General features: G+C 43.2%; 14 protein-coding genes. 8 read left to right on the top strand and 6 right to left on the bottom strand.

Features of this window, described 5'->3' with window-relative positions; genetic code table 11:
• Positions 1-61: 61 nt before the first annotated feature.
• Complete coding sequence (locus tag AC59GT_RS07130) at positions 62-3343, bottom strand: TonB-dependent receptor (protein ID WP_497236983.1); 3282 nt, start codon at positions 3341-3343, stop codon at positions 62-64.
• 316 nt (positions 3344-3659) lie between these two features.
• Between AC59GT_RS07130 and lpdA the strand changes: the two genes are divergently transcribed.
• The 3 genes from lpdA to AC59GT_RS07115 all read left to right on the top strand — a co-directional run bounded on the left by lpdA (position 3660) and on the right by AC59GT_RS07115 (position 7691).
• A complete protein-coding gene (gene lpdA / locus AC59GT_RS07125; RefSeq protein ID WP_497236982.1) occupies positions 3660-5048 on the top strand; it encodes a dihydrolipoyl dehydrogenase in 1389 nt (462 codons plus the stop codon).
• A gap of 120 nt (positions 5049-5168) precedes the next feature.
• The gene (locus AC59GT_RS07120; RefSeq protein ID WP_497236981.1) at positions 5169-6725 is read left to right on the top strand and encodes an FAD-dependent oxidoreductase; all 1557 of its coding nucleotides are present in this window, start codon (positions 5169-5171) and stop codon (positions 6723-6725) included.
• A 30-nt stretch (positions 6726-6755) separates the two neighbouring features.
• The gene (locus tag AC59GT_RS07115) at positions 6756-7691 is read left to right on the top strand and encodes an MBL fold metallo-hydrolase (RefSeq protein ID WP_497236980.1); all 936 of its coding nucleotides are present in this window, start codon (positions 6756-6758) and stop codon (positions 7689-7691) included.
• Between the two features lie 61 nt (positions 7692-7752).
• Here AC59GT_RS07115 and AC59GT_RS07110 read toward each other — a convergent pair whose 3' ends face one another.
• The gene (locus AC59GT_RS07110) at positions 7753-9384 is read right to left on the bottom strand and encodes a carboxylesterase/lipase family protein (RefSeq protein ID WP_497236979.1); all 1632 of its coding nucleotides are present in this window, start codon (positions 9382-9384) and stop codon (positions 7753-7755) included.
• 103 nt (positions 9385-9487) lie between these two features.
• Between AC59GT_RS07110 and AC59GT_RS07105 the strand changes: the two genes are divergently transcribed.
• The 3 genes from AC59GT_RS07105 to AC59GT_RS07095 all read left to right on the top strand — a co-directional run bounded on the left by AC59GT_RS07105 (position 9488) and on the right by AC59GT_RS07095 (position 11017).
• On the top strand, positions 9488-10219 hold the full coding sequence (locus AC59GT_RS07105; protein ID WP_497236978.1) for an NUDIX hydrolase: 732 nt from the start codon (positions 9488-9490) through the stop codon (positions 10217-10219).
• Between the two features lie 17 nt (positions 10220-10236).
• Positions 10237-10515 (top strand): Rdx family protein, encoded by a 279-nt coding sequence (locus AC59GT_RS07100; protein WP_497236977.1) that lies wholly within the window; start codon positions 10237-10239, stop codon positions 10513-10515.
• Between the two features lie 67 nt (positions 10516-10582).
• Positions 10583-11017, top strand: coding sequence for an RrF2 family transcriptional regulator (locus AC59GT_RS07095; protein ID WP_117381860.1), 435 nt, complete (start codon positions 10583-10585; stop codon positions 11015-11017).
• A 36-nt stretch (positions 11018-11053) separates the two neighbouring features.
• Here the strand turns inward: AC59GT_RS07095 and AC59GT_RS07090 are convergent, their stop codons facing one another.
• Entirely contained in the window at positions 11054-12469 is a 1416-nt protein-coding gene (locus tag AC59GT_RS07090; RefSeq protein ID WP_497236976.1) for a tetratricopeptide repeat protein, read from the bottom strand.
• Between the two features lie 238 nt (positions 12470-12707).
• Between AC59GT_RS07090 and AC59GT_RS07085 the strand changes: the two genes are divergently transcribed.
• Positions 12708-12935, top strand: coding sequence for a hypothetical protein (locus AC59GT_RS07085; RefSeq protein ID WP_497236975.1), 228 nt, complete (start codon positions 12708-12710; stop codon positions 12933-12935).
• Positions 12936-13028: 93 nt separating this feature from the next.
• On the opposite strand, the gene AC59GT_RS07080 is transcribed toward AC59GT_RS07085, so the two are convergent.
• On the bottom strand, positions 13029-13748 hold the full coding sequence (locus AC59GT_RS07080) for an RluA family pseudouridine synthase (RefSeq protein ID WP_497236974.1): 720 nt from the start codon (positions 13746-13748) through the stop codon (positions 13029-13031).
• 144 nt (positions 13749-13892) lie between these two features.
• Here AC59GT_RS07080 and AC59GT_RS07075 point away from each other — a divergent pair, with 144 nt between their 5' ends.
• Positions 13893-14393 (top strand): hypothetical protein, encoded by a 501-nt coding sequence (locus AC59GT_RS07075; protein WP_497236973.1) that lies wholly within the window; start codon positions 13893-13895, stop codon positions 14391-14393.
• 57 nt (positions 14394-14450) lie between these two features.
• Here the strand turns inward: AC59GT_RS07075 and AC59GT_RS07070 are convergent, their stop codons facing one another.
• Positions 14451-15140: a response regulator transcription factor gene (locus tag AC59GT_RS07070; RefSeq protein ID WP_117381865.1), complete on the bottom strand. Its 690-nt coding sequence runs from the start codon at positions 15138-15140 to the stop codon at positions 14451-14453.
• Positions 15141-15246: 106 nt separating this feature from the next.
• On the bottom strand, positions 15247-16362 hold the full coding sequence (locus AC59GT_RS07065; protein WP_497236972.1) for a redoxin domain-containing protein: 1116 nt from the start codon (positions 16360-16362) through the stop codon (positions 15247-15249).
• Between the last annotated feature and the right edge of the window lie 3 nt (positions 16363-16365).

The raw sequence follows: 16365 nt of genomic DNA, 5'->3' as shown, positions 1-16365 counted from the left end.
CTATCTAAAACAAAAAACCCGGACATTGCTGTCCGGGTTTCGTTTTTGTATAAAGTTCGGTTTAGTTGAACAAGTAACGTAAACCGATTTGTGCCTGCCAGCGTGATGACTGTGACACACCATTACCAAATGAGTTGGTAAGCGGTATAAGGTTTGTGTTATCCAGTAACGGGAAAGAGTAAGTTGGTTTACCGGTAGCGGCGTCAACACCTTTGAAAGAAAGGATGCCGGTACGGTTAACAAACTTAAAGTTACCCCAGTTCCTGTAAAGGAAGTTACCGAAGTTGATGATATTGAACTCAAAACGCAGTGTGTTTTTAACTTTACCGGTAGTTTGGTAAAGGTCCTGAGTAAAGTTCAGGTTAACCAGGTGATAGTAAGGTAATACCAAGCCGTTACGCTCAGCATATTTACCACGACGCTTGCTCAGGTAAGGGTCCTGGTTAATGTAAGCGTTCAGCTGAGCCCAAATCTGGCCTGTGCTACGAGGGTCAGTAAAGGTTGCACTATTATCTTTTATCAGCACAATGTCATTAGCATCTTTTGGTACGTAAAGCAGGTCATTGCTGGTTTGTCCATCACCGTTAACGTCGCCGCTGTAGGTATAAGAAGCAGAACCTGCGTTAGCAGCTTCGTAAGTTAAACCAATTGAAGTTGCCAGGTGGCCGATGTACTCTTTACGGTAAGATATAGCACCGATAATACGGTTTGGCTGACGGAAGTTGGTGTACTGTGCAATGTCAGCGTTAGGATCATTAGTAACCGGGCGGTCTCTCCAGGTTGACTGGGCAATAGAACCACCGTCGTTAACCGAACGTGCATCCTGGTAAGTGTAAGCTAAGCTCACATACAGGTTTTTGAAAGTACGCTGTAACTGGCCTGTGATGCTGTAAGTGTAACCTTTGCTGGTGTTCTTGGTAACAATAGCATCAGTAATGTTAGGATTAGCAGCAGTGTTACCGCCCTGCGCAGCAGGAATAGAAGGGTAAACTGAAGTGCTGCTGTAACGGAAACGAGGATCAGAACCAACAAGTGTTGTACCTGTAGTAGGCAATGCAACGTTTACAAAGTATGATGCGTTGATATCCTTGCTGTAAATACCCTCTAAGGTACCTATTACGCCAAATGGTAATTTCTGGTCAACCGCTACGTTAGCACGGAAGTTTGACGGGAACTTGAAGTTCTTATCGTTAACAACCAGGTTGTAAGATGTATTTGCAGCAGCTGTTTTTGGCCTGTTGGCATTAACATCAGGGTTGAAGATCAGGCGAGGATCAGTAGCTAATACGCCACCTGTTCCCGGTACAAGGCTATATGAACCAAACTGCACACCGTTGTTGCTGGCCTGGTTAGATATGTACACGTAAGGAACCGGGCCCTGGAATATACCTAAACCACCACGTACCTGAGTGCTGTTGTCGCCGTTAACATCCCAGTTGAAACCAACACGTGGAGATATCTGCACGCTTGACTTTGGATACTGGTTGGTAAGCACCTGGTAACCGCCCTGGAATTTAGTTAAAGCAGCAGCGTTTGAGTTAAACTCGCTGGTGGTATTAAATACAGGGATATCTGCACGTACACCGTAAGTCAACTTAAAGTTATCGGTCACCTGGAATTTATCCTGTACATAGAAACCGATTGTATAAGATTTAATGTTAGCAAACGGGAACTCGCCGCCCGGCAATGCCGAATAACGGAAATCGTAACGTTTAGCCAAAGGCAAGCCGTTGTTAGCAGAATCATAAAAATCCTGTAAGCTGGCGAAACGGTAACCACCATTATAGTTAGGTGCAAAACCGTTCTTAAACTTGTTTAACTCAAAGCTTGCGCCAATGTTAAACTCGTGCTTACCGGCAAAGTAAGTAAAGTTATCTGATGCCTGGTAGGTATCGGTGTTTAGCAAGTTGTTTGCAGTGAACGGCTCATAACCAAAAGAGGTTAAAGTGTTAGTACCTGATGGGGTTAAGATATCCACCAACGGGAACGCACCACCACCTGGTGAAGAACGGAAGTCGCGCAGGGCCTGGTAACCAACAATCAGCTTATTAGCAAATTTGTCGCTAATGCGGGTGTTCAACTCCATTATACCAATATTAAAGTTGTTGTTGATGGTATAGTAAGAAGAGAAGAACGGCAAAGTTTGAGAACCAGGGCTACGGCTACCCTGTGCACCAGAGTTGCTTGGTGGTACATCACGGAAAGATTTCAGGTAGAAATACTTAAATGATAAAGTATTGTTCTTGTTGATGTTCCAGTCCAGTTTAGCAGTGATCTTGTCAGACTGTGTACGTAACTGGTAGTTTTCAAAAGCACCTGCATCGTAACCGTATTTGGTTTGAAGGAAATCGTGCAGTTTGGTCAGGTCGTCAAAAGAAGCTTGTGAAATACTGCCACCTGCTGACTGACCAGAACGTAAAGCGGTGTAAGATGTAGCGGGGTCGTTTATACGCTCCTGCTCGCCAGATACAAACAAGAATAATTTATTCTTGATGATAGGGCCGCCTAAGCTGATACCGCGTTGATTGTAATCAACACTTGGTTTAAGTACATCAGCAGTCCCGGCGTGTAAGCCAACTAAACCTGCAGAACGTTTGTAGTAATAAACGCTACCTCTGAACTCGTTTGTACCAGATTTAGTAACGGTGTTGATCCCGGTACCTGCAAAACGACCCTGGGTAACGTCAAATGGAGAAACTGCAACCTGGATCTGCTCGATAGCGTCGAGAGAGATAGGCTGAGAGTTTGCCTGGCCACCCAAAGTGCTTGACAGACCAAAAGAGTTGTTAAACAACGCACCGTCAACAGTTAAGTTGTTACCGTTACCGTTACGACCACCAAAGCTGGTACCATTCGCAGATGGAGTTAATTTGGTGTAATCATAAATAGAACGGCTGATAGTTGGCAAACGGTCGATTTGTGTTCGGGTGATAATTTCCTGTGAACCTGTACGTGAGTTGTTGATAACCTTGTTTTGTGTGCTGGTTACCACAACTTCGCCTAATTGAGTGCTGGTTGGCATCAATTTAGAGTCGATCTTGAACTCCTGGCCTAGCGTAAGGTTGATGTCACGCTGTGTTTGGGTGTTAAAGCCGATAAAAGAAAACGTAACGGTGTAAGGGCCGCCTACACGTAAGTTAGGCAAGTTGTAACGGCCATCCACACGTGATACGGTGGCGTAGTTGGTACCGGTTGGGGTGTGCAGCGCCGTAATAGTAACGCCCGGCAGCGGCAAACCCTTCTCGTCAACTACAACCCCTGACATGCTACTGGTTGTGGTTTGTGCAAATGCAGCAACCGCAGCAAACAGGGAGAAGATAAATAGAAGTAAATGCTTCCTCATACTCTGTTTTTTAGTTTAAACGTTAAGTGATTAAAATTTGGCACAAATATAGGTATTCGGCTGATGGCCAATGTTAAGTTTGTGTTAACAATAATTATATATTTATCAACATTTTACAGCTTATTTAGGCAATAATGAAATGTCGATGAAATTTACTTATAATATTTACATCAAACTTGAGTTTATACAACTTGCAGTTGTTACTTTTTTATTAAGGCCTTGTTTATCATTTAACCTTCCTAAAAACAAGGGCACTTTTCAATTCTCCGCTTTTTACTTAGCTTTGGCTTTCCTAATCATAAAATAAATCAAGTATATGGACTACGATCTGATTGTTATAGGTTCGGGCCCGGGTGGCTACGTTGCAGCTATACGTGCATCGCAACTGGGTTTAAAAACCGCTATCGTTGAGAAAGAATCACTGGGCGGGATATGCCTAAACTGGGGCTGTATACCTACCAAAGCGCTGCTTAAAAGCGCGCAGGTATTTGAATACCTTAACCACGCTGCCGATTATGGCATCACCACACAGGGCGGCGAAGTAAATTTTGAAGCAGTTATTAAACGGAGTCGCGGCGTTGCTGATGGTATGAGCAAAGGCGTGCAGTTCCTGATGAAAAAGAATAAGATAGACGTTTTAATGGGTCACGGCTTGCTTAAAAGCAAAGGTACAGTAACCGTTAAGATGAATGACGGCACAGCTAAAGACTTTACAGCTAAGCACATAATATTAGCTACAGGTGGCCGCTCACGTGAGTTACCTAACCTTAAACAGGATGGTAAGAAAGTGATTGGCTATCGTCAGGCCATGGTGTTGCCTCAGCAGCCAAAATCAATGGTAGTAGTAGGTTCGGGCGCCATAGGTATTGAATTTGCTTACTTCTACAACGCTTTAGGAACTAAGGTTACTGTTGTAGAGTACCTTGATAACATTGTTCCGCTGGAGGATGAAGAAGTATCAAAAGGACTATTACGCAGCCTTAAGAAACAAGGCATTAACATCATGACGGGTTCTACTGTTGAATCTGTCGATACTAATGGTGAAGGCTGCCGTGTAAATGTAAAAACAACCAACGGTAACGTTGTGTTAGAAGCTGATATTGTACTATCCGCTATTGGCATTTCTACCAACCTTGAAGGCATTGGTTTGGAAGAGAACGGAGTAAAGACCGATAAAGGCAAAGTACTGGTCGACGATTTCTACAAAACCAATGTTGAAGGCGTTTACGCAATTGGCGACATCGTAAAAGGCCAGGCGCTTGCACACGTTGCATCTGCTGAAGGCATTATCTGCGTAGAAAAAATTGCAGGCCACAACCCTGAGCCTCTAAACTACAATAACATACCGGGCTGTACCTACTGCTCGCCAGAAGTTGCATCTGTAGGTTACACCGAAAAAGCTGCGAAAGAAGCGGGCTATGAGATAAAAGTAGGTAAGTTTCCTTTCTCAGCATCTGGTAAGGCTAGCGCTGCCGGTGCAAAGGATGGCTTTGTTAAAGTAATATTTGACGCTAAATACGGCGAGTTTCTTGGGGCGCACATGCTGGGCTATAACGTTACCGAGATGATAGCCGAAGTGGTGACCGCCCGCAAGCTGGAAGCTACCGGTCATGAGATCATCAAGTCTGTACACCCTCACCCAACCATGAGTGAAGCGGTGATGGAAGCAGCCGCTGATGCTTACGGTGAAGTGATACATTTATAATATTAAGAAAATATTGTAACGCCTGGTTACAGGATGGCATCACATTTGTTTTAAACACGATGCCTTTAAACAAAGGCCGCTGCCATAAACGCAGCGGCTTTTTTATTTACCTGAAAAACCATGGAAAACTCAACCGCTACAGAACGCAAGAAAATATTACGCGACAGCAAAACCCGCAGCATCTGGCAAAAAGGGCCTTTTTCTTTCGAAAATAAGTCAGGAGCCTTTAACAGCGATGTTATATACGATGCCTTAATTGTCGGCGGAGGCATAACCGGTATAACTACTGCCCTACTGTTGCAAAAACAAGGCAAACAGTGCATTATTGCCGAAGCCTACACACTAGGCTTTGGTACCACAGGCGGTACAAGCGCGCACCTTAATACCTTTTTTGACACCACCTACCCCGAGGTAGAACAGGACTTTGGCGAAGAAAGCGCAAAGTTGCTGGCTGAATGCGGCAAAGAATCATTTGGCCTTATTGAGCAACTGGTAAAAGAATACAACATAGACTGCGACCTGGCTTATAAAGACGGCTATGTGTACGCTGAAACGGACGAAGAGGTAAAGGTGCTGGATGAGATACTTGACGCAACAAAGCGTGCCGGGATAGCTGCTGAAGAAGCGGATACTAACGGTGTTTCAGTTCCGTTTAAGAAATCAATCGTTTTAAAAAACCAGGGACAGTTCCATCCCATTAAGTACATTTTTGCGCTCGCCGAACAATTTGTAGCTGCCGGTGGGATCATTCTCGAAAATACATTCATTCGTGAAACCAGCTACCAGGACAACACACATAAAGCTAAAGCTGATAATGTAAATATTAAAAGCCGCAACCTGGTATATGCCACGCACCTGCCTCCAGGGTTAAACCTTATGGACTTTTACTGCGCCCCTTACCGCAGTTACGTTATGGGTTTCAGGCTAACCGATGAATCGGCCTACCCTGATGCACTATCTTATGACAGCAAGGAACCATACCACTACTTTCGTACACACGTTGTTGACGGAAAGAAATACCTGCTGGTAGGCGGTGAAGATCATAAAACCGGTCATGATAGCCCTGAAGAATCTTTCCAGCGATTAGAGGATTATGTACGCTTGTATTACAACGTTTCTGAAGTCAGCTTCAAATGGTCGGCGCAATACTACACATCTTCTGACGGATTGCCGTTTATAGGTCATTTACCTGGCGGATATAACAACCTTTACATAGCTACGGGCTATAATGGTAACGGAATGATGTTCGGCACTATATCCGGCAAGATGCTCAGTGATGCAATTCTGGGTAAAGAAAACAAGTACACTTCACTATTTAACCCGGCCAGGGTAAAACCTGTGGCAGGCTTTACCGAATTTGTTAGAGAGAATGCTGATGTGGCTTATCGCTTTATTGCGGACCGTTTATCAGCAGACACGATTGATTCTTTTAAAGAGCTAAAGGCTGATACCGGCACAATAGTGAAATATGAGGGAGAGAAACTTGCTGTTTACAAAGATGCTGAAGGAAAAGTAACATGCCTTAACCCGGTTTGTACACATGCTAAATGTATAGTGGCGTTTAACGACGCAGAAAAAAGCTGGGATTGCCCATGTCACGGCGGCCGCTTTGATTTAAACGGAAAAGTTTTAACAGGTCCGCCGCGTGCAGATCTCGAAAAAATAAATATTCATTGATTAAGCTGTGGAAAAGTGAAAGGAGAAATAATGAAGAATGTATTAGCGGCAGACGGACCGAAGACCGACCACTTTGAGGTCGCAAAAGGAGTTTGGGGATTAAAAACGGTTTTTGTAAACCTGTATATGATCGCCATAAACAAAAACGAGTGGGTATTGGTAGATGCCGGCCTTAAAGGATCAGCAGATAAAATACTAACTATGGCTAACGAGCTTTTTGGTAATAATCCACCCAAGGCTATAATTTTAACTCATGGTCATTTCGATCATGTAGGTAATATAGAAACGTTACTTAAGAACTGGGATGTACCTGTATTTGTACATCCGTTAGAACTTCCATATGTTACAGGCGGGTCGGCCTACCCACCTCCTGATCCTACCTCGGGTGGTGGACTAATGAGTTTGCTTTCTGTAACTTATCCGTACAAACCAATAAACCTGGGCAACAGGGTGCACCAGCTAGACTCAGGAGAGCACTTGCCATTCTTAACCGACTGGAAGTATATACATACACCAGGGCATGCTCCGGGGCATATTTCGTTATTCAGAGAGAAAGACAGGTTGCTGATAAGTGGAGATGCTTTTGTAAGCACCAGGCAGGAGTCTGCGTTTGCAGTAGCTACACAAAAGAAAGTTATTTCGGGTCCGCCAAGGTATTTCACTTACAACTGGCCTGCAGCAAAAAAGTCAGTGTTGAAATTACGCGGATTAGCACCTGCTATTGCCGCAACCGGGCACGGTAAACCTATGTATGGTGAAGAGTTAATAAAAGGCTTGGACGAGCTAATAGATAACTTTGACGCAGACGCGGTACCATCTAACGGAAGATATGTACATAAGCCTGCAAAAGCGAACAGGAAAGGCGTACAGTATGTACCCGAAAAATCAATAAACCCACTTCTTGTTGCATCTACCTTACTTGTATCAGGTTCTGTGGCGTTTATATTAGTCAGGAAACTAGTTTGAACTTTACTATTATAAAAAAAGGTCCGCTGAGTTAATCAGCGGACCTTTTCTATAAGTAATGTTATTTGGTGTATTCTTTATCCAGGAATACGTACCTGCCCCTTAACTGAGGACTTTCCTTCTCTAGAACAGTTTTCACATCCAGGTTAATGAAATGCACCGGGCTACCTTTAGTGTTTGCAATCCACTTAGGAACGCCGCTACCATTAGGGTTACCAGTTTTCACGAAGTTGGCAAAGTAGGTTTCCATAGTGTTTGATACCTTGTAGTCTGCTGCCGACCACTGATAACTTTCGTTAGTTGCCAGGTTACCCATGGCATATTCTATCTCGAAAGCATGTGGCGCACCGGCATAAGGCTCCGGTCCTTTTGGCGGTGCTGGCTTTGCAGGGTCGCTTTTGTTCATGCCACCTGCTAAACCCGGCGTTGCGCCCGCCATTTTAGCGGTCATAGGTGGTTTAACTTTTGAGAATATATAACGGTAAACTGGCTGACCGCTTGTTTGTGCGTGAACATCTGTCCACTTCCAGGTACTGTAAACTATAAACCTATCACTAGCGAGTTCAGTTGCAGATTTAATTACTTCAGCCTCTGTACTTCCCGGATAAAGTTTAAGCACTTCGTCCGCTTTGTCGCCATATATAGTTTTCAGTTGTTTAGCATAGTTTTCCGGTGTTGGGGTATTTCCATACATAAACGCCTGGAAAGGTATTTCAGCAGAGTTCCAGCCCACTAACAATGGAACATGTGCCTGCTCCCCTGCCGAAAATGTTTCTGCAGGTTTCTTCGTGAAAAAATAACCATCTACAATAAAACTGATAGATGGGTTACCTGGCTTAGATGCCAAGTCTAACAGTTGATCTGCCGGAAGCGCGCGTAAAGCTGTTAAGGTTGTGGCGCCTATTTTCTCTGCAAACTTTACTCCGTTGCTTTCGCCGGTACTTAGCGGGGCTGGTGCCAAGGGGCCTAACATGGCACCGCTTTCACCAATAGCGCCATTAATGATATTCCTGGACAATGGCGATACCATTTGCGCAGACACGGACATAGAACCAGCAGATTCACCCGCAATGGTAACTCGCTTAGGGTCTCCGCCAAATGCTTCAATATTAGCCTGTACCCACTTCAGCGCAGCGTTCTGATCCAACAATCCATAATTACCAGACGAATGATGTGGCGATTCTTTACTCAGTTCAGGATGCGACAAAAACCCGAATACACCCAGCCGATAATTTACGGTAAGTGATATAATGCCTCTTTTTGCCATACTCTCGCCATCGTAGCGTGCTTCAGAACCGTCGCCGGCGACAAAGCCACCGCCGTAGAAATATACCAGCACCGGCATCTTTTCTTTAGTCTTTTTAGCGGGCACCCATACATTAAGATACAGGCAATCTTCGCTCATACCCGGGGACCGGAAGCCCATGTCTCCAAATACCTTTTTCTGCATTGCGTTGTAGCCAAACGCATCGCATTTGCGCACACCTGTCCAGTTGTTTACCGGTTGCGGATCTTTCCAGCGCAGTTCGCCAATTGGTGGCTGGGCAAACGGGATGCCCTTGTAGCTAACAACGCCCGATTTTTCGGTAACGCCTTCTACGGTGCCGTTTACCGTTTTAACTTGCGTTGGTGGCTGTGCAAAAACGCTTATGGCGGCAATTTGCAGCAGCACAATAATAGATAGTTTTTTCATGTGTTAGTTTGTAATTTGGTTACAACAATTATTATTGTATCATTGTGTTACAATAATAACCTGTATAATTGGCTTTAACAAATAAATTCTTTGTCAATCATAAATGAGTTCGACCAAACCTAACGAGAGTGATCCTGCGGGGAAAGGGTTCATCCCGCATTTAGCTATAGACGCTGTCATATTCGGCTTTCATGACAACCAACTGAAAGTATTAATAATGCGCTATAGCAAAACCGGCCTAAATGCGCTCCCCGGAGGTTTTGTACGAGATAATGAAGACCTTAACCAGGCAGCCAAACGAGTTGCACAAGAACGTACGGGCCTGGCAGATATCTTTCTGGAACAATTTTATGTGTTTGGTGATGTATCGCGGCATGACCCCTCTCCCTTTATTACCTTTATGGAGGCCAATGAAACAACTACTAACGATCTAAATAAACATTGGTTGTTACAGCGTTTTATCAGTGTGGGCTACTTTGCCCTGGTAGATTTTACAAAGGTAAGCCCAACACCCGACAAGATTTTTGACAGCTGCGAATGGTGTGACCTAACAGCACTGCCACCATTAATTCAGGATCACAACACCATCGTAGAGAAAGCCCTACAATCCCTAAGGGAAAAGCTGGACGATAAACTAATTGGCTTTAATCTTTTGCCGGAGGAATTTACTATGGCCGAATTACAGGCCCTGTACGAAACCATCCTAAACAAAAACCTGCTAAGGCCTGCTTTCCAACGGAAAATGCTGGCACTAGGCAAATTGGAGCGTATATCAAAAAAATTTAGCGGCGGCGCTCACAAAGCCCCCTATTTATACAAATTCAGAGGTAAATAGATGTTAATATTGCAGCTATGAAGCCGACAATTACTATAGAATACTGCCCAAAGTGCAATTGGTTACTCCGCGCTGCTTACATGGCGCAGGAACTGCTAACTACCTTTAGCGATGAACTGCATGGTGTAACTTTACAACCAAGCGAAGTAGCAGGCAGGTATAGTATTAGCATAGAAGATAAGCTTATTTTTGACAGGAAAGAACAAGGCAGGTTTCCTGAAATAAAGGAATTGAAGCAATTAGTAAGGAATATGATCAGCCCCGACAAAAATTTGGGGCATTCTGATAAATCTTAATAATTGCGTATATTCAGCCTGTAGCTTAACGGATTTGTTTACGTAACTTTGTTGCTTATTTTTTTAAATGCTTTCCAAAAAGACGAAATACGCCATTAAGGCTCTGGTAGCTATGGGCAAGAACATGGACAAACCACCCATGCAAATATCAAAGATAGCTGAGCTGGAAAAAATACCTAAAAAGTTTCTTGAACAGATACTACTCGACCTCCGCAACGCCGGGTATCTTTATAGTAAAAAAGGTGCGGGCGGTGGTTACAGCCTTAACAAAGACCCGAAAGACATTTACCTGGTAAACATACTCCGTATCACCGATGGACCTATCGCCATGGTACCGTGCGCAAGTCTTAACTTTTATCATCGCTGTGATGAGTGTCACCAGGAACACACCTGCGGTATACGCGACGTGTTTGTAGAAGTGCGCGATGCTACACTTAAAATCCTTTCGGAAACCAGCGTAGCCGACATTATTCAGCGGGAAACAAGTTTAATAAACCTTTAATTAACTAAATATACGGGCTGGCTGTGAGTTGCAGTCTTACTCGTTTATCTTATCTGAGATATTCTTTATAGCCTCATCCAGCCTCTTTGCTGAGCTCAGGAGGTATTCCTCACATTGTTTGTATTCTTCCTTATTGTTGTCGCTGTGCTGGATGATGTCCATTATGCCCAGAATGTTGGTAAGGTGCTTACGCACTTCGTGGGAGTTGATAAAGGATAGTTCGGCCTTTTTAGTTGCGTAGAGTAGGTTTTCGTAATGTCTCTTCTGTTTTACGTTGCGATAAATAAGCGCTACGGCGATTAGGCTTAGCGCCGCTATTATAACAATAAATATCAGCCACAGGCGCTCACGCTCATATTCCTGTGTTTGTTGTATGTAAGAGTTCTCCGTTTCGTCTATCTTGATTTGGGATGAGATATTACCTACCTGGGTGAGCCGTGTAGTGTTTTCCTGAGACTGCTGCAACGCCAGCTTGAAATTTTCTGCAGATGCCTTATAATCGCCTTTTTTACCAGAGATCCAGGCCAGTATTTCGTACAAGTGATATTTAATTTCCGGATGGTTGTTCTCGTTATCAGCGGTAATAAGCCTGTCCAGTATCTTTTTTGACGAGTCTAATTGTCCGCTGGCGTAGTAAGCATCGGCAAGGTGTTGATCCTCTAACTCGCTCGGAACATAGTTCTTGCTTTTCTTAAGATCCTGTATCTGCTTTATAGCTACGTCATACTCCTGTTTTAACAGGTTCAGGTAATAAGCGGTACGTTCCCGATAAGTGTATATCTTATAATTCTTATTACGTGGATCATTAAGCTTTTTGTGGTACGCCCGCAGAGAATCTATATTCTTCTGCCTGAAAAAGTTCTCTGACTTATTGTAAAAAATTACACTTGATAGTAAGCTTTTACTCGCCTCATCTTTACTGATGAGAGACCAGGCGTTATCAAGGTAATTTAATGACTGGGCGTAAAAGCCCGTCTTGTAGTAGAGATCGGAGATGTTTATGTTAAGAGCGGCCTGGGCACGATTGTCTTTAAACTTATCTTTAATCTGTACCACTTCTTTAGTGGCCATACGGTAGTTGTAAATGGCACCAATAAAATTACCCCGGTCCGTTTGTATAAACCCCAGGTGTGTAAGAAACTGATAGGCCAGATAATGCTCCTTATCACGCTGGACCATCTGCGCCGCAGCCGTCATATAGCGTTCGGCTTCTTTCAAAGATTTTTGTTTATAAAGGGCAATACTCCGCATGAAAGCCTGGTAAGCTTCTTTGTTTTTTACATTATACCTGCTAAAAACATTGTTGAAGGTATCCTGAACAGCACTCATTTTGTCAGGTTTGGAAGCCTGAATGTAGTTTTTTACAAATACCAGTAATCTTTTTTGCCGGATGAAGTAATCTTTTTGTTCCAGTATGTCAGCAAGGGTATCCTGGTTTATTTTAAGCTGCACAGATTGTACAGCACTCTGCTTCAGACCATCAGCCTTACAAATGCACACAAAAAGAATCAAAAAATTTAAAGCAATTAGGAGCTTTCTGAGCATGCTGTATATTTTCCATAAATTTACATTTGCCTTTTATAAAAACAAATATAACTGCACATTGTTAATCAAATATTAAAATCCCCTTGACAGTATCGGATATTGTACATACCTTTATAAAAATTTTATTACATTAGACCCAGCACTCATGAAAAAAATATTACCTTTTATAATAGCAGCAGTTATCGCTATAGGCGTATACTCTTGCCAAAAGGACCAAGCTGTATCAAAAAGGTCAGTTAGCGGTCAGTTAGAAAAAACTAAAAAGGACACTACTCCTCCTCCGTCTGCTTTACGCTTGAAAAAGGATACTACTCCTCCGCCTGCATCATTTACTACTGTAGCTAAGGATACTACTCCACCGCCTGCTAAGTAAGTATAGCTATAAAATATTCAGCCCCTGTGTAAACACAGGGGCTTTTTTGTTTGCATCAAATAAGCTAAAGGCTTTATTGACAAATGCTGTAAGTTAAGAATCAAACTTATCAAGCAACTTTAGTAGCGTCTCGAAATCTTTAGGGTAAGGCGCATGAATAGTAATATCCTCTCCGTTCAGTAACTTGAAGGTAACCTCATAAGCGTGAAGCGCAAAGCGTTTCATAATGGGCAATTCTTCCTGGTCTTTTCCTAACTGGTATTTGCGTTTTAACTTAGAAAGGTAAACGGGTAAACCTTTATACATCTCATCCCCGGCTATGGCAGCACGCTGCGACGCCAGGTGAATACGTATCTGGTGCATACGCCCGGTAACAGGGCGGCACTCTACCAATGTATAATGCTTAAAGTACTTCAACGACTGAAACCATGTCTCAGCCCTTTTACCCTCCTGCCGGCTTATGGTAACGTTACCTTTGCCAACGTTTAGGATAGGCAGATCTATAAACAGGTTATCAAACACGTGGGTGCCATCTATCACTGCATGGTAAACCTTCTTCACTTTTCGTTTCTCAAATTGCATGCTTACGTGGCGATAAGCTTCAGGGTTCTTGGCTATTATTAGCGCGCCTGAGGTCTCTTTATCCAAACGGTGGCATATTTGTGCGTCTTCACTATATTGTTTAGCTAATCGCAGCATATTTATCTCACCGCCCTCACGCTCATCAAGCGAACTGATGAACGGTGGTTTATTAACCACAATGATGTCATCATCTTCAAACAAAATCAGGTCGGCAAATTTGGGTATCTTCATTATTTTAAACTAGCCTGCAAAAATAAGCTTTATTGTTTAAACGACGGCAATGTACATGGCTGACACCCGGTGACGAAACAATTGTAAATAAAAGATGTTAAATATTTGAATCACAGCAACTAACATCACCTAAAAACAAACATCATGAGCAAGAACAGTACACAGCCCGAAGAAAAAGGCTTTTTTGAGAAGATAAAGGAAACAATAGAGGAGTTTTGGGATGGCACAAAAGAAACTGCTGAAGACCTCACGGAAAAAGCCGGAGACAAGATAGAAGAGGTTAAGGAAACGGTATCTGCTAAAAAGCCTGCTACTATCCGTAAAGCTTCGACTGTAAAAACTACTCTGGCAAAGAAAGCCGACGCAAAAGCAACAACTGCCAAAAAGGAAACTGCTGACGTTAAAGCAAAGGCAACAAAAACGGCCAAGGCAACAACAGCAGGTACAAAAGCTAAAGCTGACGGAAAAGCCACCACCGCAAAGGCGAAACCAGCTGTTGCGCAAGATAAAAAATCAGCTGATACTAAAGCGGCGCCCACACCTAAAGCTGCAAAGGCAGATAAAACAACATCGACAAAAAAAGCGGCTGCGCCTAAAGTTGCTGCAAAGCAAACCCGTTCTACAAAAGGCCCTGTTAAGGCATAACTTTCAACACAATTCTATCATAAGCAAAAAGGCCCGGAATGTTTCCTGGCCTTTTTGTTATTTCTCAAACTTGTAACCTACGCCTTTTACCGTAGCAACGCAATCGTCACCTAGCTTCTCGCGCAGTTTACGTATGTGCACATCAATAGTACGGTTGGTTACCACTACCGAATCTTCCCAAATATTCTTGAGAATAACTTCGCGGGTGTATACTTTTCCGGGTTTAGATGCCAGCAGGTATAATAATTCAAACTCCTTTTTGGCCAAGACAACCTTTACGCCATTTTTATAAACCAGGTACGCCTCACGGTCAATAACGAGGTCGCCTATTTCGAGCTTATTGTCAGTAACTTCTTCAGGCGGGGCATTGCGGCGTAATATGGCGTTGATACGGCTAACCAAAGCTCGGGGCTTGATAGGTTTAGCTATGTAGTCATCGGCACCTACGTTAAAGCCAGCAATTTCGCTGTACTCTTCGCTGCGTGCTGTCAGGAACACCATAAAGGTGTTTTTAAACTCGGGCATAGTACGCATAATGCGGCATGCCTCTATACCATCCATTTTAGGCATCATTATATCAAGTACAATCAGGTCGGGCAATGTTTTTTTTGCTTCAGCTACTGCCTCCTGCCCATTGCGGGCGCTGTAAACCTGGTAACCTTCTTTTTTAAGGTTGTATTCTATCAGCTCTAAAATATCGGGCTCGTCATCTACGATCAGGATCTTCTGTTTTCCGGTAGTGCTCATGTAAGGTTAAATATTTGGCATAAATGTATAACCTTAATTCAAGCTAATGGTTAACACAATATTAACAAATTGTTAACTATCCTAAATGCTTAACGTTCAGTTTAGTTTACTTAAATGTTTTATTTAAGAAACTCTCTAAATCTGCTCCAAAAACATTCTTGGCTACTATAGTCCCCTGGGGGTCAATTATAAAGTTAGAAGGAATAGCCTCTATACGGTACAAGCGCTCGGTTGATCCTTCAAACCGCTTAAGATCAGATGCGTGCGCCCAATTAAGCTTATCGGCATTTATAGCACCTTGCCAGGCTGGTTTGCTCTCATCAAGAGAGATGCCCAGAATGTTAAAGCCTTTATCATGAAACTTTTTGTACTGTTTTAACACGTTAGGATTTTCCTGGCGGCATGGCAGGCACCACGAAGCCCAAAAATCAATCATTACGTACTTTCCTTTATAGTCTGACAATTTAACTTGCTTACCGTCAATTCCTGCAGTGCTGAACTCCGGTGCCTTATGCCCTATAGATATAGGCTTGATACCTTCCATTTGCCTACGGAACATCTGCACACCAGGGTTATCTTTAAAATCGCCTTTTATCTCGTCTGCATAACTTACCAGCTGCTGTTCGTACTTTTGCTGATCCAGGGATGTGGCTGCATAAAAACCTGCAAGAGAGTGTTTGTTCGCTTCAACAAACTTTAAAACTTCCTGGCTGTAATCTGCTATGTTCTTTTGAAACATCGGCATGTAAATAGCCAGTAGAGAATCCGACTCACGGCCCAGTGCTTCGCTCTTGGCGGTGTACTCGTCAGATAGTTTACTGTTTTTCTCACCGTAAACATTGGCAATCTTATTAAACTCCTTTATTTTTTCAGAAGGATCAGACCCGGTGATCTCATAGCTATGCGTAACATCTGCAGCATCAGTAGTTATCTTTATATCATCTCCATTAGCGGCCACAATGTCAAATATAGTTCCGTTGTAACGGAGCTTGAAAAGGTTGGCATAAGGTGTACTGTGCTTAAATGAGAATTTACCCTGATCATCAACCATGGCCGAATCCAACGCGATAACTCCGGTAGTATCGGTACCCATCAGCATGACCTTTTTATCCTTACCGGGATTGTTTATGGTTCCTGATATAGTAAAGCTGTTTTTATCGCTACAGGATACGGCAAAAATAGCCGCGAATGATACGGATAATATAAGTTTACGAAGCTTCATGTT

It is taken from the genome of Mucilaginibacter sp. 320_HR (genome assembly GCF_059691875.1).
Note: the sequence above shows the minus strand (reverse complement) of the source record. Positions and strands in the feature narration are given on the sequence as shown.

Bases quoted from the DNA above. Each gene is read 5' to 3' on its own strand.
- AC59GT_RS07130 (WP_497236983.1), bottom strand. From the start codon at position 3,343: ATGAGGAAGCATTTACTTCTATTTATCTTCTCCCTGTTTGCTGCGGTT.
- lpdA (WP_497236982.1), top strand. From the start codon at position 3,660: ATGGACTACGATCTGATTGTTATAGGTTCGGGCCCGGGTGGCTACGTT.
- AC59GT_RS07120 (WP_497236981.1), top strand. From the start codon at position 5,169: ATGGAAAACTCAACCGCTACAGAACGCAAGAAAATATTACGCGACAGC.
- AC59GT_RS07115 (WP_497236980.1), top strand. From the start codon at position 6,756: ATGAAGAATGTATTAGCGGCAGACGGACCGAAGACCGACCACTTTGAG.
- AC59GT_RS07110 (WP_497236979.1), bottom strand. From the start codon at position 9,384: ATGAAAAAACTATCTATTATTGTGCTGCTGCAAATTGCCGCCATAAGC.
- AC59GT_RS07105 (WP_497236978.1), top strand. From the start codon at position 9,488: ATGAGTTCGACCAAACCTAACGAGAGTGATCCTGCGGGGAAAGGGTTC.
- AC59GT_RS07100 (WP_497236977.1), top strand. From the start codon at position 10,237: ATGAAGCCGACAATTACTATAGAATACTGCCCAAAGTGCAATTGGTTA.
- AC59GT_RS07095 (WP_117381860.1), top strand. From the start codon at position 10,583: ATGCTTTCCAAAAAGACGAAATACGCCATTAAGGCTCTGGTAGCTATG.
- AC59GT_RS07085 (WP_497236975.1), top strand. From the start codon at position 12,708: ATGAAAAAAATATTACCTTTTATAATAGCAGCAGTTATCGCTATAGGC.
- AC59GT_RS07080 (WP_497236974.1), bottom strand. From the start codon at position 13,748: ATGAAGATACCCAAATTTGCCGACCTGATTTTGTTTGAAGATGATGAC.
- AC59GT_RS07075 (WP_497236973.1), top strand. From the start codon at position 13,893: ATGAGCAAGAACAGTACACAGCCCGAAGAAAAAGGCTTTTTTGAGAAG.
- AC59GT_RS07070 (WP_117381865.1), bottom strand. From the start codon at position 15,140: ATGAGCACTACCGGAAAACAGAAGATCCTGATCGTAGATGACGAGCCC.
- AC59GT_RS07065 (WP_497236972.1), bottom strand. From the start codon at position 16,362: ATGAAGCTTCGTAAACTTATATTATCCGTATCATTCGCGGCTATTTTT.